Origin of the sequence: Massilia sp. MS-15 (genome assembly GCF_020176695.1) — a bacterium.
Lineage (GTDB): Bacteria > Pseudomonadota > Gammaproteobacteria > Burkholderiales > Burkholderiaceae_D > Telluria > Telluria hydrophila.
The window spans coordinates 90,447-114,676 of sequence record NZ_JAIWIA010000001.1; the positions used below are offsets into that span (position 1 = coordinate 90,447).

A 24,230-nucleotide genomic window follows, 5' to 3' on the forward strand; every position below is an offset into this window, starting at 1 on the left:
CTACGATTCGGCGATGACCGTAGCGGACAACGCAGGTGAATCATTGCTGCGCTCCCTGGCGTTGACGACGCCCCTCGCCCTGCTGTCCACCTGCGCGCGCACCTTGCGGGCGCTCGCCCGGCAGCGTCACCCTGGCGCCATCGCGCAGGCGGTCCGCACCTTCCGTGATCACCTGCTCGCCCACCTTCAGCCCGGTCTTGATCTGCACCTTGTCCACCGTCGCCTGCCCGCGCGTCACCGCGCGCTGCGACACCGTCTTGTCCTGCGGGTTCAGTACGTACACGAAGTCGCCGTTGGCGCCGTGGCGCAGCGCAGTCACCGGCACCACCACGGCGTCTTCGACCGTGTCCATTTGCAGGCGCAGGTTGACGAACTGGCTGGGGAACAGCTTGTTGTCGGCGTTCGCGAAGCGCGCCTTGGCGCGCACGGTCCCGGTCTGCACGTCGACCTGGTTGTCGAGGGCGATGAAACTGCCGCTGGCCAGGGCCTCGCTGCGGGTACGGTCGAGGGCCGTCGCCGGCAGCTTCGCGCCCTGGGCGATGCGTCCCTGCAGGGCCGGCACCTGGTCCTGGGGCACGGTGAATTCGACGTCGATCGGCGCCAGCTGGGTGATCACCGCCACGCCGTTCGCGTCGCCGGTGTTCACCAGGTTGCCGATGTCGACGGTGCGCAGGCCCACCCGTCCGGAAATGGGCGCCTTGACCTGGGTGTAGCCGACGTTCAGCCGCGCCACGCCCTCGGCCGCGCGGTCGGTCATGACCGTGCCTTCGAGTTGCTTGACCAGGGCCGCCTGGGTATCGACTTCCTGGCGCGCGATCGATTCCTGCTCCAGCAGCGTGCGGTAGCGCGACAGCAGCAGGCGGGCGTTCTCGAGCTGGGCCTCGTCGCGCTGGCGCTGACCACGCGCCTGCAGCAGCGCCATCTCGAACGGACGCGCATCGATCGTGGCCAGCACCTGGCCGGCCTTGACCGCCTGCCCTTCGCTGAACAGGATCTTCTGGACCACGCCCGAGACCTGCGGACGCACGGTGGCCGTGGCGGCCGGCACCACGGTGCCGAGCGCGTCGAGCTGGATCGGGATATCAACCTGTTCGGCGGTGGCAACGCCGACCGTGGTGGCCGGTGCGCCGCGCCCGCCCCGTCCACCGCCGCCTCCGCCGCCTCCGCCGCCACCCGGTCCGCCTCCGGCGCGGGCACCGGGCGCGCCCGGCGGGCCGCCGGCGCCGCCGCCGGCCGGCTGGTGCGTCAGGCGCCAGGCCAGCAGGGCCAGGCCGATCATGGCCAGCACGGCGATGGCGGTACCGAGCAGGCGTTTGCGGCGCGCGGGTGGCGCTGGCGGCGGGCTCGTGAGGGCGGACTTGGGAGGGGCGTTCGGATCCATGCTCTACCTTGTTCTTTTGGCCAGGATGATGTGCAGATAAGTGGCAAAAAGAGTAGCACGGCGGACCCGGCCAATATGTTTCGTAACGTACATTACTGGGCCCATCCTGCAGCATGCTGTTACATGACCGGGTCAGGCCTGGGCCGCGTTTTATCGGCAATCCCCCGCGCGCCAACGCAAAACGGGTACGGAATCGCTTCCGTACCCGTTTTGCCGATGTTGCAAGCAGTTACAAACCTGCTACAAATGCCTCATGGCGTGGCGCACAGGCAGTGGGTCACGGCCGCGAAGGGCTTGCGGCCGTCGGCCACGTCCTTTAGCCAGGCCATGTCCTGCGCCACCTGGGCGACCGGGCCGGCCGGCAGCGCCGCGTCCATCAGGCCCAGCCTGACCTGGATGTTGACGGCCTGGGCGGTCGACGCACCCATCATGTTCAGGAAGCGCTCGAGGCGGCCGACCGGACGCTCGACGTAGGCGACCCGGTAGTCGCCGCCCAGCTTCGCGCGCCTGGCGGCCGAGGCCAGCGCATCGCCGTAGCCGCCGAGGCGGTCGACCAGGCCACGCTCCTTTGCCTGGGCGCCGGTCCAGACCCGGCCCTGCCCGACGGCGTCGATCCTGGCCACCGTGGTCTTGCGCGCCTGCGCGGCCTTGCTGGTGAACTCGCCATACACGTGGTCGATGCTGCTCTGGATCAGGCGCGCGAAGCGCGGGTCGAGTGGGCGCAGCGGGTTATAGGCGTCGGCCAGCCAGGTGGTGGTGACGCCGGCCGTGTGGATGCCCAGCTTGTCGCCGATCTTTTCCGCGGTCGGCAGGATGGTGAACACACCGATCGAACCGGTGATGGTGGCCGGGTCGGCGATGACCTCGTCAGCCGCCATCGAGATCCAGTAGCCGCCCGAAGCCGCCACGCTGCCCATCGACACGACCACCGGCTTGCCGGCGGCGCGCGTCAGCTCCAGTTCGCGGCGGATGAGTTCCGAGCCATAGGCGCTGCCGCCGGGAGAGTCGACCCGCAGCACCACGGCCTTGATCTCGTCGTCCTCGCGTGCCTGGCGGATCAGCTTGGCGGTGGTGACGCCGCCCACCGTGTCCGGACCGCTGCTGCCCTCGGTGATATTGCCGGCCGCGACGATCACGCCGACCGCATCGCCGAACACGCGCGGCTGGTGGCGCTCCAGGTAGTCGTGGAAGCCGATCTGGCGGAAGGACTTGATCCGGTCGTCATAGGCGCCGCGCTTGACCATCAGCGCGCGCAGCTGGTCGATGGTCTTGACGCCATCGACCAGGCGCCCCTGCTGGGCCACGCGCGCGGCGCTGCCGCCCAGGCTCTCCATCTGCAGCGGCAGGGTATCGATCCATTCGGCCAGTTGGCCGGCGCGCAGCTTGCGGTTCTTTTCGACCTGCGCCGTGTAGTCCTGCCACAGGGCGTTGTACAGGTAGCTGTCGGCCTCGGTCGCTGCCTCGGACGGGCCGTTGGCGATATAGGGTTCGGCGAAGCTCTTGTAGGTGCCGACCTTGATCAGGTTGACCGTCACGCCCAGCTTGTCGAGGGCATCGCGGTAGTAGTTGCGGCGCGCGCCGAAACCCTCGATCAGCACCATCCCCATCGGGTGCACATAGACTTCATTGGCATGCGAGGCGAGCAGGTAGCGCTTCTGGTCGTAGCTGCCGCCCCAGGCCACCACCTTCTTGCCGGCCGCCTTGACCCGGTCGATCGCCGCGCCGACTTCGCGCAGCTGGGCCAGGCCGCCGCCGTTGAACTGGTCGAGCAGCAGCACCACGCTGCCGATGCTCTTGTCTTTCGCGGCGGCGTCGAGCACGGTAAGCAGGTCGCGCAGCCGCACGCTGCGCTTGCTGTCGCCGGCCACCGAGTCCAGCAGCGCATCCTCGAAGCTCGACTGGTACTGCTCGACCAGGTCACCCTTCAGGTCCAGCACCAGGGCGGTCCTGGCGCCGATCGGCGTGACGCCGCCCGAACTCATGACCGCCACAACGAAGATCACGAACAGCAGGAACAGCAGGTTCATGAAGGTGCGGCGCGAAACGTCGACCGCGCGCCATAACATGGCGAAGCCGCGCCGCAGCGCGCCCAGGGGTTTGAATGCCATCGGAACTCCGTTGATCAGTAGTGTCAGCGCCTTCCAGGGCGGCTCAGGCCGCGACTGCGGCGCTGCCCGCCTTTTCCTTGTGCGAGATTGCGAACAGGCCGGCATAGACGAGTATGCCATTTACCATGAGCAATTCCAGCCCAAGACGGTAGGAACCGAACAGGTGTTCCTGATTGTACTCAAGGAGTGCGCAAAGAATCGGCGCGCCGATCGTAATGTACGGCACCAGGCGGTCGGTCACGCCGCGGCGGGTCAGCATGCCGAAGGCGAACAGGCCGAGCAGCGGACCATAGGTGTAGGCCGCCAGCTTGAGGATCACCACGATCATGCTCGGGTTGTCGGCCGCCTTGAAGCCCAGCACCATGAACAGGAACAGGCCGGCGAAGCCCAGGTGCACGCGGCGGCGCAGGCGCTCCTTGGCCGCTTCGGTCAGGTCGCTGCGGCGCTTGATGCCCAGCAGGTCGATGCAGGTCGACGAGGTCAGCGCCGTGATCGCGCCGTCGGCGCTGGGGAACAGGGCCGAGATCAGCGCGATCAGGAACACGACCTGCAGCGCCGCCGGCAGGTGACCCATCACCACGGCCGGGAAGATCTTGTCGCCGCTCGCCGTGACGCCCGCGATTGGCGCGTACAGGTACAGCAGGCCGCCCAGGAACAGGAAGGAGAGCAGCACCACGACCAGCACCGCGGTCAGGGTCAGCATGTTCTTCTGCGAATCCTTCAGCGTCTTGACCGAGATCGTCTTCTGCATCATTTCCTGGTCCATGCCGGTCATCGTGATCGTGATCAGGGCACCGGCGATGATCTGCTTGAGCCAGAAATTGGGGCTGTCCGGATCGTGCGTGAAGATCCTGGCCAGGCCTTGCGACTGCATCTGGTTCAGGCTTTCCGGCACCGACATGTTCAGTTCGCCCAGCAGGATCCAGACGCACGCGAACAGGCCGAACAGCATGGCGCTGGTCTGCAGGGTGTCGGTCCAGACGATGGTCTTGACGCCGCCCTTGTAGGTATACAGCAGGATCATGGCCAGCACGACAAGGGTGCTGAGCCAGAACGGGATGCCGAGGCTGTCGAGGATGATCGCCTGCAGGATGTTCACCACCAGGTACAGCCGCGCGGTGGCGCCGAGCAGGCGCGAAATAATGAAGAAGCCCGCCCCGCTCTGGTAGGCGCGCCGGCCGAGGCGCACGTCGAGGTAGTGGTAGATCGAGGTCAGCTGCAGGCGGTAATACAGCGGCAGCAGCACGTAGGCCACGGCGATGTAGCCGATCACGTAGCCGATCACGATCTGGGCATAGCCGAAGCCGTCGGCGCCGACCGCGCCCGGCACGCTCACGAAGGTCACGCCCGACAGGGTGGTGCCGACCATGCCGAAGGCGACCAGCATCCAGTTGCTGCTCTTGTTACCGATGAAGAAGCTGTCGTTGTTGGCGTTGCGGGAGGTGGCCCAGGCCACGCCGAGCAGGAGTGCGAAATAGGCGATGAGGATGGCGAAGAGAAGTGCCGGAGACATGGGATTCCAGTGCGGTTGTCGTTTCGCCCAGCAATATACACCGAAGCCAGGCTAGCGGAAACGCCGCAAACGGCGGGCACGCATAACGCAGGGTGATGGCGCCGGCCTGGCTTAGGCTTCTTCGCCGCGCACCCGCTCGAAGGGGCCGATGCAGGTATTCATGGTCTCGTCCGCGCACATCAGGAACAGCTTGCCCGACGGGTGGAAGCGGATGAAATTGGTGGCCGTGGCGCCGGGCTTCATGACCGCGCCCGCGCAATCCTTCTTGCCATTGTCCTTGACCACGCGGTCTTCCAGCCGGTAGACGCCCTTGGCGCTGGGCCTGGCCGGGATCCGGTACTCGCTTTCCGAGATTTCCTCGGCGCTGGTGACCAGGGTGGTGCCGTCGCCGCGGAAACGGTAGGTTTCGGAACAGCCGAGCTCGGGCAGGTTCAGTTTCCAGATGCCGAGGATGGGGTGGTCGGCCGGCGGCGCGGCCTCTGCGATGTTGAGGGCTGACAGCATCAACATTCCGGCAAGCATACGCATGGCAGCTCCTTCGCACGTCGCGCCAGCCACGGCGGCCGCCACGGCAGGCCCGCGCCTGCGGGCGGTGTCATTATTGCAGCAGCGGCGCGCGCACGTCGCACGCGTCGCCGCCGCAATTGCCTGGCGTATTGCAGGCTTGTCAGCCCTTCGACGGCGCCTTCGGCTTGGCCGGGCGGCGCCCACGTGGCGCCGTGCTGCGGGCTGCCGGCTTGCGGGCCGAGCCCGCAGGCTTCTTGCGCACCACCGTGCCTTCGGCGACGTTGCCATCGACATCGTTGCTGGTGTCGTCGTCGTAGTCATCGTCGGCATCGCTGCCGGTCGGTACAGGCGCACGGACTTCCGGCTCGGCTGGCGCCGGCTCGACCGGCGTTGCCACGCTCTCCGCGACTGCAGCGCTGTCCGCGGCCGCGGCCTTCCTTGCCGCCGGCTTGCGCGGCGCGCGGCGGCGCTCCTTGGCGGGCGGCGCGACGTCAGCCACACCGTCTGCCGCCACGCCGTCCGCCGGCGCGTCGTCGGCTTGTGGCGCCGCCTCTTCGGCCAGCGGTGCCGCGGGCGCAAGCACTTCAATGTCGGCTGTGCCGGCTGCTTCCGTCTCCAGCGCCGTCGGCGTCACCTCGCCGCGGTAGCTGCTCTTGTTGCGGCCGCCACGACCGCGGCGGCGCGTGTCCGGCTTGTCTTCGGCCGGGACGGCGAGGTCCGCATCAAGCGTGGCCGGCGCGGAATCGGCCGCGTCAAGCGTCGTATCCATGCTCACCTCGGGAGGCGCGTCGAACGACGATGTCACTGCCGCCTCGCCGCGTCCGGCGCCCTTGTTGCGCCCGCCACGGCCGCGGCGGCGCGGCTCCGGCCGCGCTTCCATCGCCGCGCTGTCGTCCGCGCCCTCCTCGTCCTCGGCGGCGCTGGCTTGCGGCACCACCACCAGCTCGGGCGCCGGCATGGCGAGCGATGCGCCGGCGCTGCGGTACACATAGGTGCCGGATTTTTCGTCACGGCCGAAATCGAACAGGCCGCGCGCCTGGGCTTCTTCGAGCAGGTTGCCGAAGGTGCGGAAGCCGTAGAAGGTCTCGGAGAAGTCCGGACGGCGGCGCTTCAGCGTGTCCTTCAGCAGCGACGCCCAGATCTTGCCGGTGTCGCCGCGCTCGGACACCAGTGCATCGAAGGTCTCGACCACCATCTCGAGCGCCTGCGCCTTGCGCGCTTCGAGTTCTTCCTTGCGCTTGTCGTCGCTCGGGCGGCGCGCTTGCGGCTGGCCGCGGCGGGCATCGAGTTCTTCCTTGCGCTTGGCGGCGGCGCGGTTCTTCTCGCGCACCAGGTCGTCGTAGAAGATGAATTCGTCGCAGTTCGCCACCAGCAGGTCGGAGGTGGACTGCTTGACGCCCACGCCGATCACGCGCTTGGCGTTCTCGCGCAGTTTCGATACCAGCGGCGAGAAGTCCGAATCGCCCGAGATGATGACGAAGGTGTCGACGTGCGACTTGGTGTAGCACAGGTCGAGCGCGTCCACCACCAGGCGGATGTCGGCCGAGTTCTTGCCGGACTGGCGCACGTGCGGGATTTCGATCAGTTCGAAGTTCGCCTCATGCATCGGTGCCTTGAAGCCCTTGTAGCGGTCCCAGTCGCAATAGGCTTTCTTGACCACGATGCTGCCCTTGAGCAGCAGGCGCTCCAGCACCGGCTTGATGTCGAATTTCTCGTAGTTGGCGTCGCGCACGCCCAGCGCGACGTTTTCGAAGTCGCAGAACACCGCCATGCTGATGTTGTCGGAGGAAGCCATGATTGATTGCTTTCAGATAATGATGGGACAGACTGAGCGCGATTATACGCAACCCGCCACGTGCTGGCGCCATGTGCCGCGCGGGTCGGACCGCCGCAAGGCGGAATCCCCGGCGACGCCTGTGGCCGTGACCGCTACGGCCAGGACAACGACCGCGCCAGGTACTGGCGGCCCGCTCCGGATCAGAGGCGCGCCAGCGTGGCGTCGTCAGGCCTGCCGCCGAAGTAGCGGTCGATACATTGCTGGAACACGGCGTCGCCTGGGGTCACTGCGGCGAACAGGGTCATCGACGAATGGAACTTGCGTTCGTCCGGATCGCCGAAAATCCGCAGCGCGCTAACGCCTTGCTGCCTGGCCACGATGTCAGCGCACGCGCGCAGGCGCTTGCCCAGTACCGGATGGGCGAGATAGGCAGCGGCCTCCTCCGCCGAGCCGATCGCGTAGCGGCGCGCCATGTCGCTGCGGCCCAGCCCCGCGATCTGCGGGAACACGAACCACATCCAGTGCGTGCGCTTGCGGCCGGCCCGCAGCTCCTCCAGCACCGCGGCAAAGATAGGTTCCTGGGCCCGCACGAAGCGCTCCAGGTCGAATTGGTCGTCCATGCTTGCGTCCTCCCCTGGCGCCATGCTACAAGGTTTGCGCTGCTGACAGAACAGGCGCAAGCCATGCGCCCGCAACGATGAACACCGACCACCTGCCCCTGCTGCTCGAACGCGAGATGCCCTTCGGTAAATACCAGGGCCGCAAGATCGCGGACCTGCCCGGCCACTACCTCGGCTGGTTCGCGCGCGAAGGCTTCCCGCGCGGCGAGCTGGGCCAGCTGCTGGCCCTGATGTACGAGCTCGACCACAATGACCTGCGCGCCCTGCTGGACCCCTTGCGCCCATCCTGCCAGTCCCGCCCCTTGCCTGGCCGCTAGTGCGGCCGCACCACAATGGTGCTGTGCAAGATAGCTTCTTGTATATTTTTGTATGTATATGGAACTATCATGGCAAACCACCAATACCTGCCGGGATGCCATGTCGATGATCGTTTTTCGCGCGAACCTTTCCCTGGGCTTGCTGGCGCTGTGCCTCGCCTGCCCTCCCGTCCTGGCCCAGCCGGCCGCCCCGCCGGCAGCCGCTGCACCGTCAGCTGCGCAGGGCGCCGCCACGGTGACCACCAGCGACGGCGTGGCCCTGGCCTATACGGTGGCCGGCCAGGGCATCCCCTGCCTGTTCGTCCACGGCGGCCCCGGCTCGGGCAGCGAAGTGGTGCAGCGGCTGGCGGGCGATGTGCTGGAGAAGCGCTTCCGCATGGTCTACCTCGACCAGCGCGGCAGCGGCCGTTCGGCCAGCGATCCGCGCAAGGATTATTCGCTCGAACGCGTGGTACAGGACATGGAGGAACTGCGCGCCAGCCTGAAGATCGACAAATGGGTACTGATGCCACATTCCTTTGGCGGCATCATCGCGACCGCCTACGCGCGCAGGCATCCCGACCGGGTGACGGGCATGGTGCTCATGAACAGCATCCTGCACCTGCCGGCCTCGATGGAAAGCACGGTCGCGCACGGCCATGCCCTGCTGCCGGCCGATGCGCGCCCGCCGCTGGATCCGGCGGCGCCGCTGCCGCAGCGCTTCGGCATGGTGATGGGCCTGCTGGGCCAGGCCAGGCTGACGGGCCGGCTGATGTATGCGGACCCGGCCACCGAGTCCCGCGTCGGCGCCGCCATGCGGGGCCTGGCGGCCAACCGCGACTTCGCCTCCACCCTGTTCGCCAGCGGCGCCATTGCCGGCTACGCGCACGACATGGCGCCCGCCACGGCCGGCCTGGCGATGCCGGTGCTGGTCATCAGCGGCAAGGAAGACCATGTGAGCGGCGCCGAGCACTACCGCAGTTTCCGCTTCCCGCGCCAGCAGGTGGTGCTGGTGCCGGGCCGGCATTTCTCGATGATCGAGCAGCCGGCCGAGGTCGGCCAGGCGCTGGACGGCTTTGCCGCCTCGCTGCGCGCGCTCGCGCCGTGACAATCCGTGACGCTTGCGCGCCGCGCTTGCTGTAGCGTATGCGGCAAGGAGGAGACACATGAACGCATCGATGCGCGCCGCGCCTGGCTACGGCACCCTGGCTGCCCTGCTCACCTTGTTCACCCTGCCCTGCGCCGGCGCGGCGGCCCAGGAAGACCCGGCCTCGGCGGCGTCGAAAGCGCGCTACGCGGCCGCCTGCACCTACCTCGAGGGCGAAATGGCACGCCTGGATGCCATGGTGGCCCGGTCCATGCCCGCGGACCGGCTGCTCAGGCGCGATCCCGCCAGCGGCGCCCGCCTCTACCGGCGCCAGGCAAAGGATGCCCGCATCGACTACCTGGTGCTGGCGGACGGCAAGCGCATCGTCAGCCAGGCCGAGCTGGGCCCGCAGCACCTGGGCCTGTCCCTGACGGCGCCGGCGCTGCAGCGCAAGCTTGGGCTGGACCACCCCTTGCCACCGACATTCCAGACCGGCTGCGACGGCTGGGACATGCAGGCCAGGACCAGGGGCACCCAATTGCTCGGCATGACGATCTCGGTCCATCTCGACTGAAGGGTTCGCGGGCCATTCACGTTGTAGCAATCAGGAAATTGCAATACTATCCAGAACCGCGTGGCCACCTGCCGGCTATCCGTTTCCATCGTAAGGACCTGATTGCATGAAGATGTCTCCCCTGCCCCTCCTGCTGGCCGCCTGCTTCGCCTCGGCCGCTTCCGTGCCCGCGCATGCGGCCAAGCCCGCCGCCGCCAGCGCCGCGGCCGGTGCCCAGCTGAAAGTGGACTACCAGAAGTTCACGCTGCCCAACGGGCTGGACGTGATCTTCCACATCGACCGTTCCGACCCGGTGGTTGCCGTCAACCTTACCGCGCACGTGGGCTCGGCGCGCGAGAAGGCCGGACGCACGGGCTTTGCCCACCTGTTCGAACACCTGCTGTTCCTGGAATCGGAAAACCTGGGCAAGGGCGGCCTCGACAAGATGACCGCCCGCATCGGCGGCTCCGGCGCCAACGGCTCGACCTCGACGGACCGTACCAACTACCTGCAGACCGTGCCCAAGGACGCGCTGGAGAAGATGATCTGGGCCGAGGCGGACAAGCTGGGCTGGTTCATCAATACCGTCACCGACGCCGTCCTGGCCAAGGAAAAGCAGGTCGTCAAGAACGAGAAGCGCCAGGGCGTGGACAATGCGCCCTACGGCCACACCCGCTACGTGATCAACAAGGCGCTGTACCCGCTCGACCACCCGTATAACTGGCAGGTGATCGGCTCGCTGGAAGACCTGCAGAACGCGACCCTGGACGACGTCAAGGAATTCTTCCGCCTGTGGTACGTGCCGAACAACGTGACCCTGGTGCTGGCCGGCGACTTCGACCCGGTCCAGGCCCGCAAATGGGTCGAAAAGTATTTCTCCGAAATCAAGCGCGGCGCGCCGGTCGCGCCGATCGCCAAGCGGGCCGGCGTGGTCAAGGAAACCGTGAAGCTGGCCCACGAGGACAACTTCGCCAAGCTGCCCGAGCTGACCATGGCCTGGCCGACGGTGGAAGACCTGCATCCCGATTCGTACGCGCTCGAGGTGCTGGCCGAATACCTGTCGCAGACCAAGCGCGCGCCGTTCTACAAGGTGGTGGTGGAAGACAGCAAGCTGGCGCCGGGCGTCCAGATCGGCAACCAGACTGGCGAGATCGCCGGGCAGTTCATGCTGCGCGTGCGCGCCTTCGAGAACAAGCCGCTCGACGAGGTCATGGGCGCGGTCGGCAAGGCCTTCGCCAAATTCGAGGACGAAGGCATCTCCGAGCGCGACCTGAACCGCATCAAGGCCGGCCTCGAGACCCGCTTCTACGCCTCGGTGTCGAGCGTACTGGGCAAGTCGGCCCTGCTGGCCGAGTACAACTACCTGACCGGCAATCCGGGCTATGTCGCCGACGGCATCCGGAAAACGCTGGCGGTGACGCCGGCCGACGTGCGCCGCGTGTACGACACCTACATCAAGGGCAAGCCCTACGTCGCCACCAGCTTCGTCCCGAAAGGCAGGCTGGCGCTGGCCCTCTCCGGCTCGGCCAAGGCCGACGTGGTCGAGGAAAAGGTGGTGCAGGGTGCGGAAGCGGCGGTGGATCCGAGCGCCAACGCCAGCTATGCGAAGACCCCGTCCAGCTTCGACCGCAGCACGGAACCCGGGTATGGCGAGACGCCGGCGGTGAAGGTGCCGCAGGTGTGGGATACCAGGCTGGCCAATGGCATGCGCGTGCTCGGCATCGAGAACCGCGAAGTGCCGCTGGTGCAGTTCGACATCGCGATCGACGGCGGCCTGCTGCTCGACCAGCCGGACAAGGTGGGCGTGGCCAACCTGATGGCGCGCATGCTGACCCAGGGCACCGCCAGGCGCACCCCGCAGGAACTGGAAGAAGCGATCCAGCAGCTCGGCGCCAGCATCAACGTGTCCGCGCGCGCCGAGGATGTGCGCGTCAGCGTGACCACGCTGGCCCGCAACTTCCAGCCGACCCTGGACCTGGTGCAGGAAATCCTGCTCCAGCCGCGCTGGGACGAGAAGGAATTCGCCCTCGTCAAGCAAAGCGTGCTGAGCCAGATTCGCCAGCAGGACGCGGAACCGAATGCGATCGCCAGCCGCAGCTTCGCCAGGCTGGTGTATGGCAAGGACGATCCCCGTTCGCGCAACATCCTGGGCACGGCCGAGAGCGTGAACGCGATCACCATCGCCGACCTGCAGCGCTACTACGCGGCGAACCTGTCGCCATCGGTGGCGCGCATGCACGTGGTGGGCGCGTTGCCGAAGGCTGCCGTCACCCGTTCGCTGGCCGGACTCGGCCGCGCATGGAAGGCGCATCCGGTCAAGCTGCCGGCCGCCACCGCCGCGCCGGCCCCGGCGCCGGCCAAGGTGTATTTCGTCGACGTGCCGGACGCGAAGCAATCGGTGCTGCAGGTTGGCTACCGGGCGCTGGCCGCCACCGACGCGGACTACTATCCGGCCACGGTGGCCAACTACATTCTGGGCGGCGGCGGCTTCGCCTCGCGCCTGACCCAGCAACTGCGCGAGGGCAAGGGCTACACCTATGGCATCAACTCGGGCTTCTCGGGCAGCAATAGCGCCGGTCCCTTCCTCATCGCCAGCGGCGTGCGCAGCAATGTCACGCTCGAGTCGGCCCAGCTGGTCAAGCAGATCCTGCGGGACTACCCGGCCACCTACTCTGCGGCCGACCTGGAGACGACCAAGAACTTCCTGGTCAAGAGCAATGCGCGCGCCTTCGAGACGGCCGGCGCCAAGCTGGGCATGCTCGACAACATCAGCAAGTACGGCTGGCGCCCCGACTACGTCAAGGAGCGCGAGGCGGTGGTCGGGTCGATGACGCTACCGCGGGTCCAGGCCCTGTCGCGGCAGTACCTGGATCCGTCGAAGATGGTGTGGCTGGTGGTGGGCGACGCCAGGACCCAGCTGCCGCGCCTGAAGGAACTGGGCTTCGACGAGCCGGTCGTGATCCCGCGCTGAGTTCCCGGCGCCGGGCCGCTCCCCGCACGGGGGGAGCGGTTTTCCGGTAAACTGCACGGTTACTGCAACACGCTTCGACACGAGAACACCATGCCTGCCACCGCCCCTTCCGATACCGCCGCCGCCAGCGCCAACGACCAGCAGCTCGAGTACGTCACCTCGTGCGCCCTGCCGACGCCCTGGGCGCAGTTCACGCTGCACGCCTTCACCGAACACGGCACTGGCAAGGAGCACCTGGCGATGGTGCTGGGCGAGGTTGGCGACGGCGCGCCGGTGCTGGCGCGCGTACATTCCGAATGCCTGACCGGCGACGTGCTGTTCTCGCAGCGCTGCGACTGCGGCGCCCAGCTCGAGGGCGCCCTGCGCCGCATCGCCGAGGAAGGCCGCGGCATCCTGCTCTACCTGCGCCAGGAAGGACGCGGCATCGGCCTGGTCAACAAGATCCGCGCCTACCGCCTGCAGGAAGCGGGCGCCGACACGGTCGAGGCCAACCTGCAGCTGGGCTTCCATGCCGACGCCCGCAACTACGAACTGTGCAAGCCGATGCTGGAACAGTTCGGCGTGCGCTCGCTGCGCCTGATGACCAACAACCCGCGCAAGATCGACGCCATGACCCGGCTCGGCATCGCGGTGGCCGAGCGCGTGCCGCTGCTGGTCAACCGCAACGCCTACAACAACAGCTACCTGAACACCAAGCAGGCCAAGCTCGGCCACATGATGACGCCGCCCGCCGCCGTGCCGGCCGACCAGGCGCCGGCGCCTGCCGCCACGCCCGATGTGATCTGATCGCGCCGGCAGTCAGTCGTGCATTTGCCCTGGAACAGATTCTCCTGAGGCTAACGCGCGCACAGCCCCCGCGTCCAATGGCAAGATAGCGTTTCGTCCTGCCATGATGGGAATGCATGAAACGACTCCTCGCCGCCCTCCTGCTGTCCAGCCTTGCCGCCAGCGCCGGCACGGCGCCGCCCGCGGACCGGACGGCCCAGGCCAGCAGGACCGGCGCAGTCTCCAACCCGGCAACCGCCGCCAGCCCGGCGCCACCGCCTCACCTGTCGCCGGAAGCGCCCCCCGGCGCCAGCCCGACGGCCCCGGCCCCGGGAGAGGCCGATACCCAGGATGCCCTGCCTCCGCCCTCCTCGGCCGCGCAGGACCTGTACGCCTCGGCGCGCGGCGACCTGCTGCAGATCCGCATGCTGCTCAAGAACGGCCGCACCCAGTCGACGGTTGGTTCCGGCTTCCTGGTCGGTACCGGCAAGCTAGTGGTCACCAACTACCACGTGGTCTCGCAGATGGCGCTCGACCCGGACGTCTACACCGCCGAATACGTGGACACCGACGGCAACAGCGGCCCGGTCGAGCTGATGGCGGTGGACGTGCTGCACGACCTGGCCGTGGTGCGCGTCAACCGCGAGGGCAGCGGCTTCTTCAAGGTGCCCGAACACCCGGTACGCCTGACCCAGGGCCAGCGCCTGTACTCGCTCGGCAATCCGCTCGACCTTGGCTTCGCGATCTCCGAGGGCGCCTATAACGGCGTGGTCACGCGCAGCTTCTACGACCAGTTGATGTTCGGCGGACCGATCAATTCCGGCATGAGCGGCGGTCCCAGCGTCACCGGCAACGGTACGGTGGCCGGGGTCAACGTCTCCAAGCGGCGCGATGGCGAATCGGTCAGCTTCCTGGTGCCGGTGAAGTATGTGCAGGAACTGCTGCGCAAAGTGGAGGCCCAGCCGGCCCCGCCGAAGGACTTCAATCCCCTGATCGCGGCCCAGCTGCTGGAGCACCAGCGCGCCATGGTCGACCGCCTGCTCGAAGAGCCGCTGGCGATCAAGAGCATGGGCCCCTACCTGGTGCCGGTGCGCGAGTCGGGCCAGTTGCGCTGCTGGGGGCGCTCCAATGTGAAGGCCCAGACCGCCTACACCCTCGATGCGATGAGCTGCGCGATGGAATCGGCGATCTACGTCTCCTCTTCGCAGCAGACCGGGCATGTGGCCATGACCCACCAGTATATTCGCTCCGACAACCTGGCTCCGCTGCCCTTCGCGGCCCTGGCCAGCCAGATGTTTCGCACCGATAAGCTGGGCAGCGCCTGGGACCGGCGCCTGACCAGACCGGTATGCAGCGAGCGCTTCGTGCACACGCGCACCCTGCCGCTGCGCGCGGTGACCTGCGTGCGCGCCTACCGCAAGTTCGAGGGCTTGTACAACTTCACGCTGCTCACCGCCAGTACGAATGCCGCCGAATCGAGCCTGCAAAGCCGCCTGGATGTGTCCGGTGTCTCCTACGAGAACGGCATGCGCATCACGCGCGCCTTCCTGGGCTCCTTCGGGCGCAGCGTGCGGCGCGCGCCCGCGCCGGGGAACAAGCCATGAAGGGCCCCTGGACCGTCGAGATCCTGGCGCGCAACGGCGAAGTGCTGCATCGGCACCGGGCGCACAGCCTGCCGATCCGCGTCGGCCGCGCCTATGACAACGACTTCATCCTGGACGACGAATACGCGGCGGCCCATCATGCCGTGATCGAGGCGGGCCCCGACGGCGCACTGCTGATGCGCGACCTCGGCACGCGCAATGGCCTGAACCAGGGCCGCAAGCGGGTGCAGCAGATCGAGCTCGGCGGCGACACCGTGGTACGCATGGGGCATACCTCGCTGCGCGTGCGGCCGGCCGACTTCCCGGTACCGGCCGAGCTGCGCGACCGCACCATGCACGGCTGGGAGGGCCTGTTGCCTGGCCTGGTGGGCGTGCTGCTGGCGGGCCTGGTGGCCTTGCTGCTGACCTGGCTGTTCGACGCCCAGCCTTTCGAACTGCTGAACTACGTGCTGGCCCCGGCGGCCGGTATCGGCGCGGCCCTGCTGTGGAGCAGCCTGTGGGCCTTCATGAACCGCCTGTTCGGGCGCTATACGCGCCTGGGCCGGCATCTGTTCATCTTCGGCTGCGGGATGTCGGTCCTGGTGGGCTTCCGCTTGCTGGCGGCCGTCGCCGCCTATGCCTATTCGCTCGAATGGCTGACGCGCTACGGCTCGCACGTGGCGGTGGCGACGATCGCCGGCATCATCTACTTCCACCTGGCGACCATCAAGCCTTCCTTGCGGCGGCGCCTGCGCGCGGCCTGCGCCGCGGTCGCCGTGCTGGCATCGAGCCTGGTGCTGATCGTGAACCAGCAGCGCCAGGGCTTCGTCGCGGACGAACTGTACATGGCGGTGCTGCTGCCGCCCGAGCTGCGCGCCAGTCCGGATGCGACCGTGGCGGAATACATGGCGGAGGTCGCGGCGATGCGCGCCGAGCTGGAGGCGGAACGCGCCAGGCAGCCCGACTGAGCCCCCCCCTGTTGCTTCGGTGTCGGCGCCGCCTGCCAGTCACGCAGCGCCTGGCAGGCGCAAGGCGCCATCTGCTGCTGCGTCAGTGTTTCCCGACCACCGCAGGCAACTCGGCGCCGCAATCCCTGCAGAATCGCGCACGGCCTTCGTGGCCGCCGCTGCCGCAGGCGGTGCAGTTGCGCGGCAGGCGCGCCGGTCCATGGCGGCGGTCGCTACGGCGCGCCGTCATCTCGGCGGTGACGATACCCGTCGGCACCGCCAGGATGCCCCAGCCGAGCAGCATCATGAACGAGGCGATACCCTTGCCGAGCGTGGTCTGCGGCGTGATGTCGCCATAGCCGACCGTGGTCATGGTCACCACCGCCCAGTACATGGCGGTCGGGATGCTGGTGAAGCCGTGGGCCGGCCCTTCGACCACGTACATCACGGTGCCGAGGATCAGCACCGCCATCAGCACCACCGAGAGGAACACCATGATCTTGCGGCGGCTGGCGGCCAGGGCCTCGCCCAGGCGCGTGTATTCCTCGATGTAGAGGGTCAGCTTGAAGATGCGAAACACACGCAGCAGGCGCAGGATCCGGATGTCGAGCAGGGCTTCGCTGCCCGGCACCAGCAGCGACACATAGGTGGGCAGCACCGACAGCAGATCGACGATGCCGAAGAAACTGGTGGCGTAGCGCAGCGGCTGGCGCACGCACACGAGGCGCGCCAGGTATTCCGCCGTGAACAGCAGCGTGAAGCCCCATTCCAGTACGTGCATCAGGTCGGCGTGCCGGGCGCGGACCATCGGTACGCTGTCGAGCACCACGACCAGGATGCTGAGCAGGATGGCCCCGACCAGCGCGATGTCGAAGCGGCGTCCGGCCGGCGAATCGCTGAGGAAGATCAGGTCGTACAAGGCACCGCGCCAGCCGTCCGGGCGGCCGTAGCGGGCCGCGGGTCGGGCGGCGCCGGGGATCTTGTCTGCGGTGCGCGCCTTCATGGGGAATAAGGCGGTCCCTTGAGCTCGACGGTATTGCGTTCGGGGTCGAGCAGGTAGATCGAGGGGCCCTCGCCTTCTGCGCCGTAGCGCGATGCGAGCGGTCCTGCGGCCACGCCATGCGCCTCCAGGTGGCGCCGGATCGCGGCTTCGTCGAAGGGCTCGATGCGCAGGCACAGGTGGTCGAGGTTGCGGCCGCCCGCGCCAGGCGCGGCGCCGCCTTCGCGCCCCAGCTTGCCGTCGACCGGCACCAGGTCGATCAGGGAATGCCCGGCGCGCAACTGAACCAGGCCCAGTTCGTCGAGGCGGCGCTCGACCGGGCAGCCGAGCACCTCGCCGTAGAAGGCGATCATGGCCCCGAGGTCGTCGACGCGCAGCACGATGTGGTCGAGCCCGCGCACTGCGATCGGATGCTCACCTGGCATGGCGCTCTACCCAGCCGGCGAAGGTGTCGATGAAGGTCTGGAAGAAGGCGCGGCTGGCGTCGTCGACCAGGCGCTCTCCCTCGTACTTGCCGGCCACCATGCCGACATAGGCTTCGGGCGCCGGCATGCAGGGCATGTCGAGGAAAGGCAGCATCTGGCGCAGGTGGTGGTTGGCGCCGAAGCCGCCCAGCGCGCCGGGCGAGACGCTGACGATGGCGCAGGGCTTGCCGGCAAGGGCCGCCTTGCCGTAGGGGCGCGAGCCGACGTCGATGGCGTTCTTCAGGGCGCCCGGCACCGAGCGGTTGTATTCCGGCGTGCAGAACAGGATGCCGTCGGCCTGCCTGATACGTTCGCGGAAAGCGGTGAAGGCAGCGGGCGGGTGATCGGTTTCGTCGTCCTGGTTGTACAGCGGCAGGTCGCGGATCTCGACGATCTCCATGTTCAGGCTGGCCGGGGCCAGTTCCATCATCGACTGCGCCACCTTGCGGGTAAACGAGTCCTTGCGCAGGCTGCCGACGATGACGGCGATATTCCTGGTGGTCATGGTGCTCCTTTCGGTTCGGTCTTAAAACCAGATGGTAACCATTTTCATAAACTTGCGCTGCCGGGCCGGGCCGCTGCTAGATGCGCAAGCGCCGGCGCTCTTCCAGGAAACGCTTGAGCTGGCCCGGCTTCACCACCACTACCGGATCGCCGTGCCAGACATACAGGAAAGGCTCGCCGCCCTGGCGGTCGGTCAGCTTGGCCGACACCAGGAAGCGCGTGCCAGGCGGGTAGCGCTCGGGGTCGACGAGCGCGCGCGAACACTGCACCCGCAGCGCGGGCGCGTAGGCCTGCCCCGGGACCGGGCGGATGCGCAGCTGCCCGCTGCGCGGATCGTGGAAGGATTCGACTGCGACCTCGCGGTAGGTCCAGGCTTCGCGCGCCATCGGATCAGCCTTTCGCCAGCGCCGCCACGCGCTCCGGCTTCGCCTCGCGGATCGGCAGGTTGATCAACGCTGCCGCCAGGGCCAGCAGGATGTCGGCGTACCACATCCAGGTATAGTCGCCGAAGCGCACGAAGGACAGGCCGCCCAGCCAGGCGCCGAAGAAGCCGCCGATCTGGTGCGACAGCAGGGTCAGGCCGAACAGGGTGGCGAGGTAGCGCATGCCGAACAGCTTGCCCACCAGCCCGGCGGTGGGCGGCACGGTTGCCAGCCAGGTGAAACCGAGGGCGCCCGCGAACAGGTAGAAGGTGAAGGCGGTCTTGGGGGCCAGCAGGTACAGCACGATCAGCACGGCGCGGCTGGCATAGATGACTGCCAGCAGCGACTTCATGCGGTAGCGGCTGGCGAGCGCGCCTGCCGCCAGGCTGCCGGCAATGTTGAACAGACCGATCAGGGCCAGGGCGGTGGCCGACACGCCGGCCGGCAGGCCGCACAGGGCCACCTCCTGCGGCAGGTGGGTGACCAGGAAGGCGATATGAAAGCCGCAGGTGAAGAAGCCCAGGTGCAGGCACAGGTAGCTGCGGTCGCGCAGGGCCTGGCGCAGCTGTTCGGTGAGCGTGATGGCGGGCGGCGCCGGCGCGGCCGGTGCGGCAGGCTGGGACGGTCCCGTGGCGGCTGCGGACGCCGCCTGCTTGCCACGCATGCCCAGCGCGAGCGGAATGGTGAGCAGCGTGGTAGCCGCCATCGCCAGCATCGCCGCCACCCAGCCTGCGCTGGCGATGATCGCCCCCATCAGCGGCGCGAACACGAACTGGCCGAAGGAACCGCCGGCATTGATGAAGCCGGAGGCGAAGGCGCGCCGCTCGGGCGGCAGTCGCTGCGCGGTGGCGCCGATCAGGATCGAGAAGCTGCCGGCACCGGCCCCGGCCGCGGACAGGATGCCCATGGTCAGCAGCAGGCCCCATTCGGCATCGACGAAAGGCGTGGCCGCGGTGCCGGCGGCGAGCAGGATGCCGCCGACGACGATCACGCGGGCCGCGCCGACCTTGTCGGCGATGGCGCCGAACACCGGCTGCGAGGCGCCCCACACCAGCTGGGCGAGCGCCATCGCGAAGCTGATGCTGGCCACGCCCAGGCCGGTCGCGGTATTGATCGGCGACAGGAACAGGCCCGTGGTCAGGCGTGCTCCCATCGTGATCATCAGGATCGCACTGGCGGCCAGGATCAGCATCCAGGCCGCGCGCGGCGTCATCGCTCCCTGCGCAGGCATGCGGGGCGCTCCTTCAGCAGGCGCGCGGCGGCCGCCGACCGCACATCATTGCGCCGCGCGCACCAGCAGCGCCACCGCCTCGGCCGCCATGCCCTCCTCGCGCCCGAGGAAGCCGAGCTTCTCGTTGGTCTTGGCCTTGATGTTGACCTGCTGCGGGGATACGCCCAGGTCTTCGGCGATACGCGACACCATTTGCGGGATGTGCGGCGCCATCTTCGGCTGCTGGGCGATGATGGTGGCGTCGATGTTGCCGATCGTGTAGCCGGTGGCCACCACGCGGTGCGCCACTTCGCGCAGCAGGGTACGCGAATCGGCGCCGGCGAACATCGGGTCGGTGTCCGGGAAGTGCTTGCCGATGTCGCCCAGCGCGGCCGCGCCCAGCAGCGCGTCAATGATGGCGTGCAGCAGCACGTCGGCGTCCGAATGGCCAAGCAGGCCGAGGCGGTGCGGAATGGTCACGCCGCCGACGATGAGCTTGCGCCCCTCGACCAGCGCGTGGCAGTCGTAGCCGGTTCCGATGCGAAACGGCGGTGTGGGATGGAAGGATGCTTGGGTCATGGTAGTTCAGTTCAGGTCAGTTCGGTTCGTTGTTCGTTTCTTGACGAAAGGCGGCCAGGTACATCTCGGCGATCCGGATGTCGGCCGGCAGCGTGACTTTCAGGTTGCGCGGATGCCCTTCCACCAACCTGGGAGCCAGTCCCAGCGCTTCAACCGCGCTGGCGTCGTCGGTGACGGCGGCCGGGTCGGTGGCGGCATCGAGCGCGCGGCACAGCAAGCTATAGCGGAACATCTGCGGCGTCTGCGCCAGCCACAGATTTTCGCGCGGCACGGTCGCCAGCGCACCCGGCGTGCCGCGCTTGACGGTGTCGACCACTGGCAGGGCCAGCAGGCCGCCGGCCGGATGCTCACCCGTTTCGACGATCAGGCGCCCGATCAGTTCCGCATCGAGTCCGGGACGGGCCGCGTCGTGCACCAGGATCCAGTCCTCCCCGTCCACGCTGCCCTGCAGCGCGCGCAGCCCGTTGCGGATCGATTCCATCCGGGTCGCGCCGCCGCAGCGCAATACCGTCACCCTTTCGGCCGGCGCGACCGCATCGATCAACGGGTCGTCGGCGCTCACCACCACGTAGGTGTGGGCGATCAGGGGACTGGCGCGGAAGGCGTCGAGCGCATGGCGCAGCATGGGTTTGCCGGCCACGGGCAGGTATTGCTTGGGGCTGGACGCGCCCATGCGCGCGCCGACGCCGGCGGCGGGAATCAGGGCATAGTAGGAAGGTGAAGCCGGGCTCATCGCTGTGTCATTCTCTCTTACTTGTGTTGTCGTACCGGTCGAAGCAGCGACTGTACCTCAGCTCCGCAAACCTTGCCGAGCCGGGCATATTCCTGGGGCGAGTCGATGGCCGCCTGCAGCGTTTCCACCTTCGCCATCTCGCTCTTGATGTAGGGCATCCAGCCGCGATCGACTTCGCGCTGCAGCAGCCCCTGCGCCTGGCCGATGCGCGCATACAGCGGCTTGCCCTCGAAGCGCCGCGCGAGCGCCAGGCGCACCCGCGCCTCGGCCCTGGGCAGGTAGTCGAGGTAGGTTTCCAGGTGGCGCCGTTCATGCGCCAGCACTTCCTCGTAGGCGCAGGAGCCGGGCCGCAACTCGCGGCCGACGTAGACCACGATCGGCGGATAGCTCAGCCTCACCTGGATATGGGGCGCGATGCACTCGTAGCCGCTGGCCGGATCGCTCAGCAGGCGTCCGCCGACCTGGATGCTGACGCGCGACTCGGTACGGGTCAGGCCCAGCACGAACTGGCCGGGACGCGCCCTGCCCTTCATCGCGGTCAGGGTCCGGAAGCTCAGGCTGTTGTCGATGCGGTAGCCGTCCTGGGCGGTACTCAGCACCGACAGCGTGTCGCCGATGCTGTCTTCGCAGCGTGCCTGGAACGGCGTGCGCGCGGCGGTGGCGGCAGCGGCGCTGGCGGCCGGAAGCGCCCAACAGCACAGCAGCAGCGCCAGCAGCCGCTTCATGGCTCAGGCGGGAAGCCAGGCGCCGGACAGGATCTTCTCTAGCCAGAAGGCGCCGATGATGGTCTTGACGTCGGTGATCTCGCCGCGCTTGACCATGTCGAGCAGCTCGGGCAGCGTGACGCTGAACAGTTCCAGGAACTCGCCCTGGTCGAGCTTTTGCGGACCAGGCTGCAGGTCTTCCGCCACGAACAGCTCGAGGTGCTCGTCGGAGTAGGCGATCGCGTTGTGGATGGTGCAGACGAAGCGCCACTTGCCGGCGGTATAGCCGGTCTCTTCTTCGAGCTCGCGCCGGGCGCAGGCCAGGTGGTCCTCGCCCGGGTCGATCTTCCCGGCCGGGAATTCGATGAAGACCTGGGCGTTCGGATAGCGGAACTGGCGTTCCAGCAGGATGCGGCCGTCGGGCAGCAGCGGCAGGATCACCACGGCGCCGGGGTGGCGGAAGTATTCCCGGTAGGAAGTGGAACCGTCGGGCAGGCAAACCTTGTCGCGCTCGACCTTGAGGAAGGAGCCGTCGTAGACGACGCTGCCTTCGATGCGGGTTTCTTTCAGTTCAAGCGTCATGCAGGCTCCGTTTCATGCGAGGTCGTCGACCTTCCTTGGACGCGTGGGCGGCTCAGCCGCCCACCCTAGGGGCGGCGCTTGCGCAGGTAGCGCAGGACGAAACCGGGGAAGGCCAGCACCAGGAACAGGCAGCCGGTGATCGCATAGAACTCCCAGCTCTGCACGAACACGCCACCGATGCCCGATTCCAGCAGGCGCGCCACGAAGCCGACGACGAAGTATAAGACAATTAATTCGAGCAGGCGCAGCGCGAGCGGCTTGGTGCGTGCGGAGGAAGCGCCGTCAGCGGCGGCCTTCGGCTTCAGGGGAATGAAGCCGAATACGCGCTCGGTGAGGAAAGGCAGATTGGCGGCCGCGATCGAGATCGCGACCACCAGCCAGACAGCGAGGGAGGAATCCACGCTGCCCGTTACTTGGCGAGGGTCGCCTGCATGGCGCTGTAGCACACGGCAAGCAGCCAGCCCGGCACGATGCCCAGCAGGATCACGGCCAGGCCGTTGAGCGACATCACCACGCGCATGTCGCCCGGCGCGTGGATGGCGGCGGTATCCACCGCGTCGTCGAACCAGATGGTCTTGACGATGCGCAGGTAGTAATACGCGCCCACCAGCGAGAACATCACGGCCACGACGGCCAGCCACACCATGCCCGCATTCGCGACGGCCTGCAGCACGGCCCACTTGGCCATGAAGCCCACCATCGGCGGCACGCCGGCCAGCGAGAACATCAGGATGGTCATGACGATCGCGAACCAGGGCGAACGCTTGCCCAGGCCCTTGAAGTCCGCGATGTTCTCGGCTTCGTGGCCGGCGCGCGCCAGCATCATGATCAGGCCGAAGCTGCCGACCGTGGTCAGCACGTAGGTGATCATGTAGTACACGGCGGCGCTGTACGAGGCGGCGGCGTCCGAGCTGTCGCCATCCACCACGCCGGTCAGCATGGCGAGCAGCACGAAGCCCATCTGCGCGATGGTCGAGTAGGCCAGCATGCGCTTGATGTTGGTCTGCGCGATCGCGGTCAGGTTGCCCACGGCCAGCGACAGCACGGCCAGCACCATCAGCATCTGCTGCCAGTCGAAGGCCATGCTCGGGAGCGCCTCGACCAGGATGCGGATCGTCATGGCCAGGGTCGCCAGTTTCGGTGCGCCGCCCAGCAGCAGGGTCACGGTGGTCGGTGCGCCCTGGTAGACGTCCGGCACCCACATATGGAACGGGACGGCGCCCAGCTTGAACGCCAGGCCGGCCACGATGAACACCAGGCCGAACACCAGGATGGTCGAGTTGGTGCCTTCGGCCGCGCTGACCTGGCCGATGGTGGTGATGTCGAGCGAACCGGTGGCGCCGTACACCATCGAGATACCGTACAGCAGGAAGCCCGAGGCCAGTGCGCCGAGGATGAAGTACTTCATCGCCGCTTCGGTCGAGACCGCGTGGTCGCGGCGCATCGCCACCAGCGCGTAGAGCGACAGCGACATCAGTTCCAGACCCAGGTAGAGCGACAGCATGCTGTTACCCGAGATCATGATCATCTGGCCCAGCATCGAGAACAGGGCAAGCACGTAGAACTCGCCGCCCAGGTTACCCGACATCATGGCGCGCTCGCCCGCGTACTGGCGCGAATACACCAGGGTCATGGCGGTGGCCAGGTAGGTGAACAGCTTGAGCAGGTTGGCCAGCGGATCGGACACGTACATGCCGTTGAAGGTGTACACGGTCGCGCCGGTATTCATGTCGGCGAACGAGAACACGGCGCAGCCGCCGATGGCCAGCAGGCTCAGCGCGTACGTCAGGGTGCGCTTGCCCTCCTTCAGGAACATGTCGATCAGCAGGATCGCGGAAGCCGCGATCAGCAGGAAGATTTCGGCATAGACCGGCGCCAGATTGGTGTCGGTCGCCGCTAACAATGTGGAGTTCATTTCGTTCAT

At 67.7% G+C, this 24,230-nt stretch carries 24 protein-coding genes; 7 read left to right on the plus strand and 17 right to left on the minus strand.

The genetic code is table 11. The features are described from left to right. Positions 1 to 40: 40 nt before the first annotated feature. From LCI23_RS00410 to LCI23_RS00435, 6 genes are all read right to left on the minus strand, one after another. Positions 41 to 1,381 (minus strand): efflux RND transporter periplasmic adaptor subunit, encoded by a 1,341-nt coding sequence (locus tag LCI23_RS00410; RefSeq protein ID WP_224942351.1) that lies wholly within the window; start codon positions 1,379 to 1,381, stop codon positions 41 to 43. Between the two features lie 251 nt (positions 1,382 to 1,632). After that, on the minus strand, positions 1,633 to 3,489 hold the full coding sequence (sppA, locus tag LCI23_RS00415) for a signal peptide peptidase SppA (protein WP_224942360.1): 1,857 nt from the start codon (positions 3,487 to 3,489) through the stop codon (positions 1,633 to 1,635). Positions 3,490 to 3,532: 43 nt separating this feature from the next. Further along, positions 3,533 to 5,002 (minus strand): sodium:solute symporter, encoded by a 1,470-nt coding sequence (locus LCI23_RS00420; protein WP_224942362.1) that lies wholly within the window; start codon positions 5,000 to 5,002, stop codon positions 3,533 to 3,535. A 111-nt stretch (positions 5,003 to 5,113) separates the two neighbouring features. Beyond that, positions 5,114 to 5,506, minus strand: coding sequence for a hypothetical protein (locus LCI23_RS00425; protein ID WP_224942364.1), 393 nt, complete (start codon positions 5,504 to 5,506; stop codon positions 5,114 to 5,116). A gap of 163 nt (positions 5,507 to 5,669) precedes the next feature. Next, positions 5,670 to 7,304: an NYN domain-containing protein gene (locus LCI23_RS00430; RefSeq protein ID WP_224942366.1), complete on the minus strand. Its 1,635-nt coding sequence runs from the start codon at positions 7,302 to 7,304 to the stop codon at positions 5,670 to 5,672. Between the two features lie 182 nt (positions 7,305 to 7,486). After that, a complete protein-coding gene (locus LCI23_RS00435; protein ID WP_224942368.1) occupies positions 7,487 to 7,906 on the minus strand; it encodes a DUF1810 domain-containing protein in 420 nt (139 codons plus the stop codon). A gap of 77 nt (positions 7,907 to 7,983) precedes the next feature. Between LCI23_RS00435 and LCI23_RS00440 the strand changes: the two genes are divergently transcribed. The 7 genes from LCI23_RS00440 (at position 7,984) to LCI23_RS00470 (ending at position 16,129) form a co-directional block, all read left to right on the plus strand. After that, on the plus strand, positions 7,984 to 8,223 hold the full coding sequence (locus LCI23_RS00440; protein WP_224942370.1) for a DUF3820 family protein: 240 nt from the start codon (positions 7,984 to 7,986) through the stop codon (positions 8,221 to 8,223). Between the two features lie 100 nt (positions 8,224 to 8,323). Further along, entirely contained in the window at positions 8,324 to 9,310 is a 987-nt protein-coding gene (locus tag LCI23_RS00445; protein ID WP_224942372.1) for an alpha/beta fold hydrolase, read from the plus strand. 58 nt (positions 9,311 to 9,368) lie between these two features. Beyond that, positions 9,369 to 9,863, plus strand: coding sequence for a hypothetical protein (locus tag LCI23_RS00450; protein ID WP_224942374.1), 495 nt, complete (start codon positions 9,369 to 9,371; stop codon positions 9,861 to 9,863). A gap of 106 nt (positions 9,864 to 9,969) precedes the next feature. Next, positions 9,970 to 12,813 (plus strand): pitrilysin family protein, encoded by a 2,844-nt coding sequence (locus LCI23_RS00455; RefSeq protein ID WP_224942376.1) that lies wholly within the window; start codon positions 9,970 to 9,972, stop codon positions 12,811 to 12,813. A gap of 90 nt (positions 12,814 to 12,903) precedes the next feature. Next, positions 12,904 to 13,599, plus strand: coding sequence for a GTP cyclohydrolase II (gene ribA / locus LCI23_RS00460; RefSeq protein ID WP_224942379.1), 696 nt, complete (start codon positions 12,904 to 12,906; stop codon positions 13,597 to 13,599). 116 nt (positions 13,600 to 13,715) lie between these two features. After that, a complete protein-coding gene (locus LCI23_RS00465) occupies positions 13,716 to 15,182 on the plus strand; it encodes a serine protease (RefSeq protein ID WP_224942380.1) in 1,467 nt (488 codons plus the stop codon). Beyond that, entirely contained in the window at positions 15,179 to 16,129 is a 951-nt protein-coding gene (locus tag LCI23_RS00470) for an FHA domain-containing protein (protein ID WP_224942382.1), read from the plus strand. Before LCI23_RS00465 ends, LCI23_RS00470 begins: the two co-directional genes overlap by 4 nt. An 82-nt stretch (positions 16,130 to 16,211) precedes the next feature. On the opposite strand, the gene LCI23_RS00475 is transcribed toward LCI23_RS00470, so the two are convergent. The 11 genes from LCI23_RS00475 to nuoN form a co-directional block, all read right to left on the minus strand. Next, the gene (locus LCI23_RS00475; protein ID WP_224942384.1) at positions 16,212 to 17,111 is read right to left on the minus strand and encodes an ion transporter; all 900 of its coding nucleotides are present in this window, start codon (positions 17,109 to 17,111) and stop codon (positions 16,212 to 16,214) included. Continuing rightward, complete coding sequence (locus LCI23_RS00480; RefSeq protein ID WP_224942394.1) at positions 17,108 to 17,533, minus strand: VOC family protein; 426 nt, start codon at positions 17,531 to 17,533, stop codon at positions 17,108 to 17,110. The genes LCI23_RS00475 and LCI23_RS00480 overlap by 4 nt, the downstream gene beginning before the upstream one ends. Continuing rightward, positions 17,523 to 18,077: an NADPH-dependent FMN reductase gene (locus tag LCI23_RS00485; protein ID WP_224942396.1), complete on the minus strand. Its 555-nt coding sequence runs from the start codon at positions 18,075 to 18,077 to the stop codon at positions 17,523 to 17,525. The genes LCI23_RS00480 and LCI23_RS00485 overlap by 11 nt, the downstream gene beginning before the upstream one ends. Positions 18,078 to 18,153: 76 nt before the next feature. Further along, the gene (locus LCI23_RS00490; RefSeq protein WP_224942398.1) at positions 18,154 to 18,462 is read right to left on the minus strand and encodes a hypothetical protein; all 309 of its coding nucleotides are present in this window, start codon (positions 18,460 to 18,462) and stop codon (positions 18,154 to 18,156) included. A 4-nt stretch (positions 18,463 to 18,466) separates the two neighbouring features. Continuing rightward, the gene (locus tag LCI23_RS00495; RefSeq protein ID WP_224942400.1) at positions 18,467 to 19,729 is read right to left on the minus strand and encodes an MFS transporter; all 1,263 of its coding nucleotides are present in this window, start codon (positions 19,727 to 19,729) and stop codon (positions 18,467 to 18,469) included. 45 nt (positions 19,730 to 19,774) lie between these two features. Then, the gene (gene ispF / locus LCI23_RS00500) at positions 19,775 to 20,287 is read right to left on the minus strand and encodes a 2-C-methyl-D-erythritol 2,4-cyclodiphosphate synthase (protein WP_224942411.1); all 513 of its coding nucleotides are present in this window, start codon (positions 20,285 to 20,287) and stop codon (positions 19,775 to 19,777) included. Between the two features lie 16 nt (positions 20,288 to 20,303). Next, on the minus strand, positions 20,304 to 21,020 hold the full coding sequence (gene ispD, locus LCI23_RS00505; RefSeq protein WP_224942413.1) for a 2-C-methyl-D-erythritol 4-phosphate cytidylyltransferase: 717 nt from the start codon (positions 21,018 to 21,020) through the stop codon (positions 20,304 to 20,306). Positions 21,021 to 21,037: 17 nt separating this feature from the next. Continuing rightward, positions 21,038 to 21,745: a hypothetical protein gene (locus LCI23_RS00510; protein ID WP_224942415.1), complete on the minus strand. Its 708-nt coding sequence runs from the start codon at positions 21,743 to 21,745 to the stop codon at positions 21,038 to 21,040. Between the two features lie 3 nt (positions 21,746 to 21,748). Then, complete coding sequence (locus LCI23_RS00515) at positions 21,749 to 22,306, minus strand: NUDIX domain-containing protein (RefSeq protein WP_224942417.1); 558 nt, start codon at positions 22,304 to 22,306, stop codon at positions 21,749 to 21,751. A gap of 65 nt (positions 22,307 to 22,371) precedes the next feature. Further along, a complete protein-coding gene (locus LCI23_RS00520; protein WP_224942419.1) occupies positions 22,372 to 22,707 on the minus strand; it encodes a DUF2818 family protein in 336 nt (111 codons plus the stop codon). Between the two features lie 8 nt (positions 22,708 to 22,715). Then, positions 22,716 to 24,230, minus strand: a complete 1,515-nt coding sequence (gene nuoN / locus LCI23_RS00525) for an NADH-quinone oxidoreductase subunit NuoN (RefSeq protein WP_224942421.1) — start codon at positions 24,228 to 24,230, stop codon at positions 22,716 to 22,718.

Bases quoted from the DNA above. Each gene is read 5' to 3' on its own strand.
- LCI23_RS00410 (WP_224942351.1), bottom strand. From the start codon at position 1,381: ATGGATCCGAACGCCCCTCCCAAGTCCGCCCTCACGAGCCCGCCGCCA.
- sppA (WP_224942360.1), bottom strand. From the start codon at position 3,489: ATGGCATTCAAACCCCTGGGCGCGCTGCGGCGCGGCTTCGCCATGTTA.
- LCI23_RS00420 (WP_224942362.1), bottom strand. From the start codon at position 5,002: ATGTCTCCGGCACTTCTCTTCGCCATCCTCATCGCCTATTTCGCACTC.
- LCI23_RS00425 (WP_224942364.1), bottom strand. From the start codon at position 5,506: ATGCTGTCAGCCCTCAACATCGCAGAGGCCGCGCCGCCGGCCGACCAC.
- LCI23_RS00430 (WP_224942366.1), bottom strand. From the start codon at position 7,304: ATGGCTTCCTCCGACAACATCAGCATGGCGGTGTTCTGCGACTTCGAA.
- LCI23_RS00435 (WP_224942368.1), bottom strand. From the start codon at position 7,906: ATGGACGACCAATTCGACCTGGAGCGCTTCGTGCGGGCCCAGGAACCT.
- LCI23_RS00440 (WP_224942370.1), top strand. From the start codon at position 7,984: ATGAACACCGACCACCTGCCCCTGCTGCTCGAACGCGAGATGCCCTTC.
- LCI23_RS00445 (WP_224942372.1), top strand. From the start codon at position 8,324: ATGTCGATGATCGTTTTTCGCGCGAACCTTTCCCTGGGCTTGCTGGCG.
- LCI23_RS00450 (WP_224942374.1), top strand. From the start codon at position 9,369: ATGAACGCATCGATGCGCGCCGCGCCTGGCTACGGCACCCTGGCTGCC.
- LCI23_RS00455 (WP_224942376.1), top strand. From the start codon at position 9,970: ATGAAGATGTCTCCCCTGCCCCTCCTGCTGGCCGCCTGCTTCGCCTCG.
- ribA (WP_224942379.1), top strand. From the start codon at position 12,904: ATGCCTGCCACCGCCCCTTCCGATACCGCCGCCGCCAGCGCCAACGAC.
- LCI23_RS00465 (WP_224942380.1), top strand. From the start codon at position 13,716: ATGAAACGACTCCTCGCCGCCCTCCTGCTGTCCAGCCTTGCCGCCAGC.
- LCI23_RS00470 (WP_224942382.1), top strand. From the start codon at position 15,179: ATGAAGGGCCCCTGGACCGTCGAGATCCTGGCGCGCAACGGCGAAGTG.
- LCI23_RS00475 (WP_224942384.1), bottom strand. From the start codon at position 17,111: ATGAAGGCGCGCACCGCAGACAAGATCCCCGGCGCCGCCCGACCCGCG.
- LCI23_RS00480 (WP_224942394.1), bottom strand. From the start codon at position 17,533: ATGCCAGGTGAGCATCCGATCGCAGTGCGCGGGCTCGACCACATCGTG.
- LCI23_RS00485 (WP_224942396.1), bottom strand. From the start codon at position 18,077: ATGACCACCAGGAATATCGCCGTCATCGTCGGCAGCCTGCGCAAGGAC.
- LCI23_RS00490 (WP_224942398.1), bottom strand. From the start codon at position 18,462: ATGGCGCGCGAAGCCTGGACCTACCGCGAGGTCGCAGTCGAATCCTTC.
- LCI23_RS00495 (WP_224942400.1), bottom strand. From the start codon at position 19,729: ATGCCTGCGCAGGGAGCGATGACGCCGCGCGCGGCCTGGATGCTGATC.
- ispF (WP_224942411.1), bottom strand. From the start codon at position 20,287: ATGACCCAAGCATCCTTCCATCCCACACCGCCGTTTCGCATCGGAACC.
- ispD (WP_224942413.1), bottom strand. From the start codon at position 21,020: ATGAGCCCGGCTTCACCTTCCTACTATGCCCTGATTCCCGCCGCCGGC.
- LCI23_RS00510 (WP_224942415.1), bottom strand. From the start codon at position 21,745: ATGAAGCGGCTGCTGGCGCTGCTGCTGTGCTGTTGGGCGCTTCCGGCC.
- LCI23_RS00515 (WP_224942417.1), bottom strand. From the start codon at position 22,306: ATGACGCTTGAACTGAAAGAAACCCGCATCGAAGGCAGCGTCGTCTAC.
- nuoN (WP_224942421.1), bottom strand. From the start codon at position 24,230: ATGAACGAAATGAACTCCACATTGTTAGCGGCGACCGACACCAATCTG.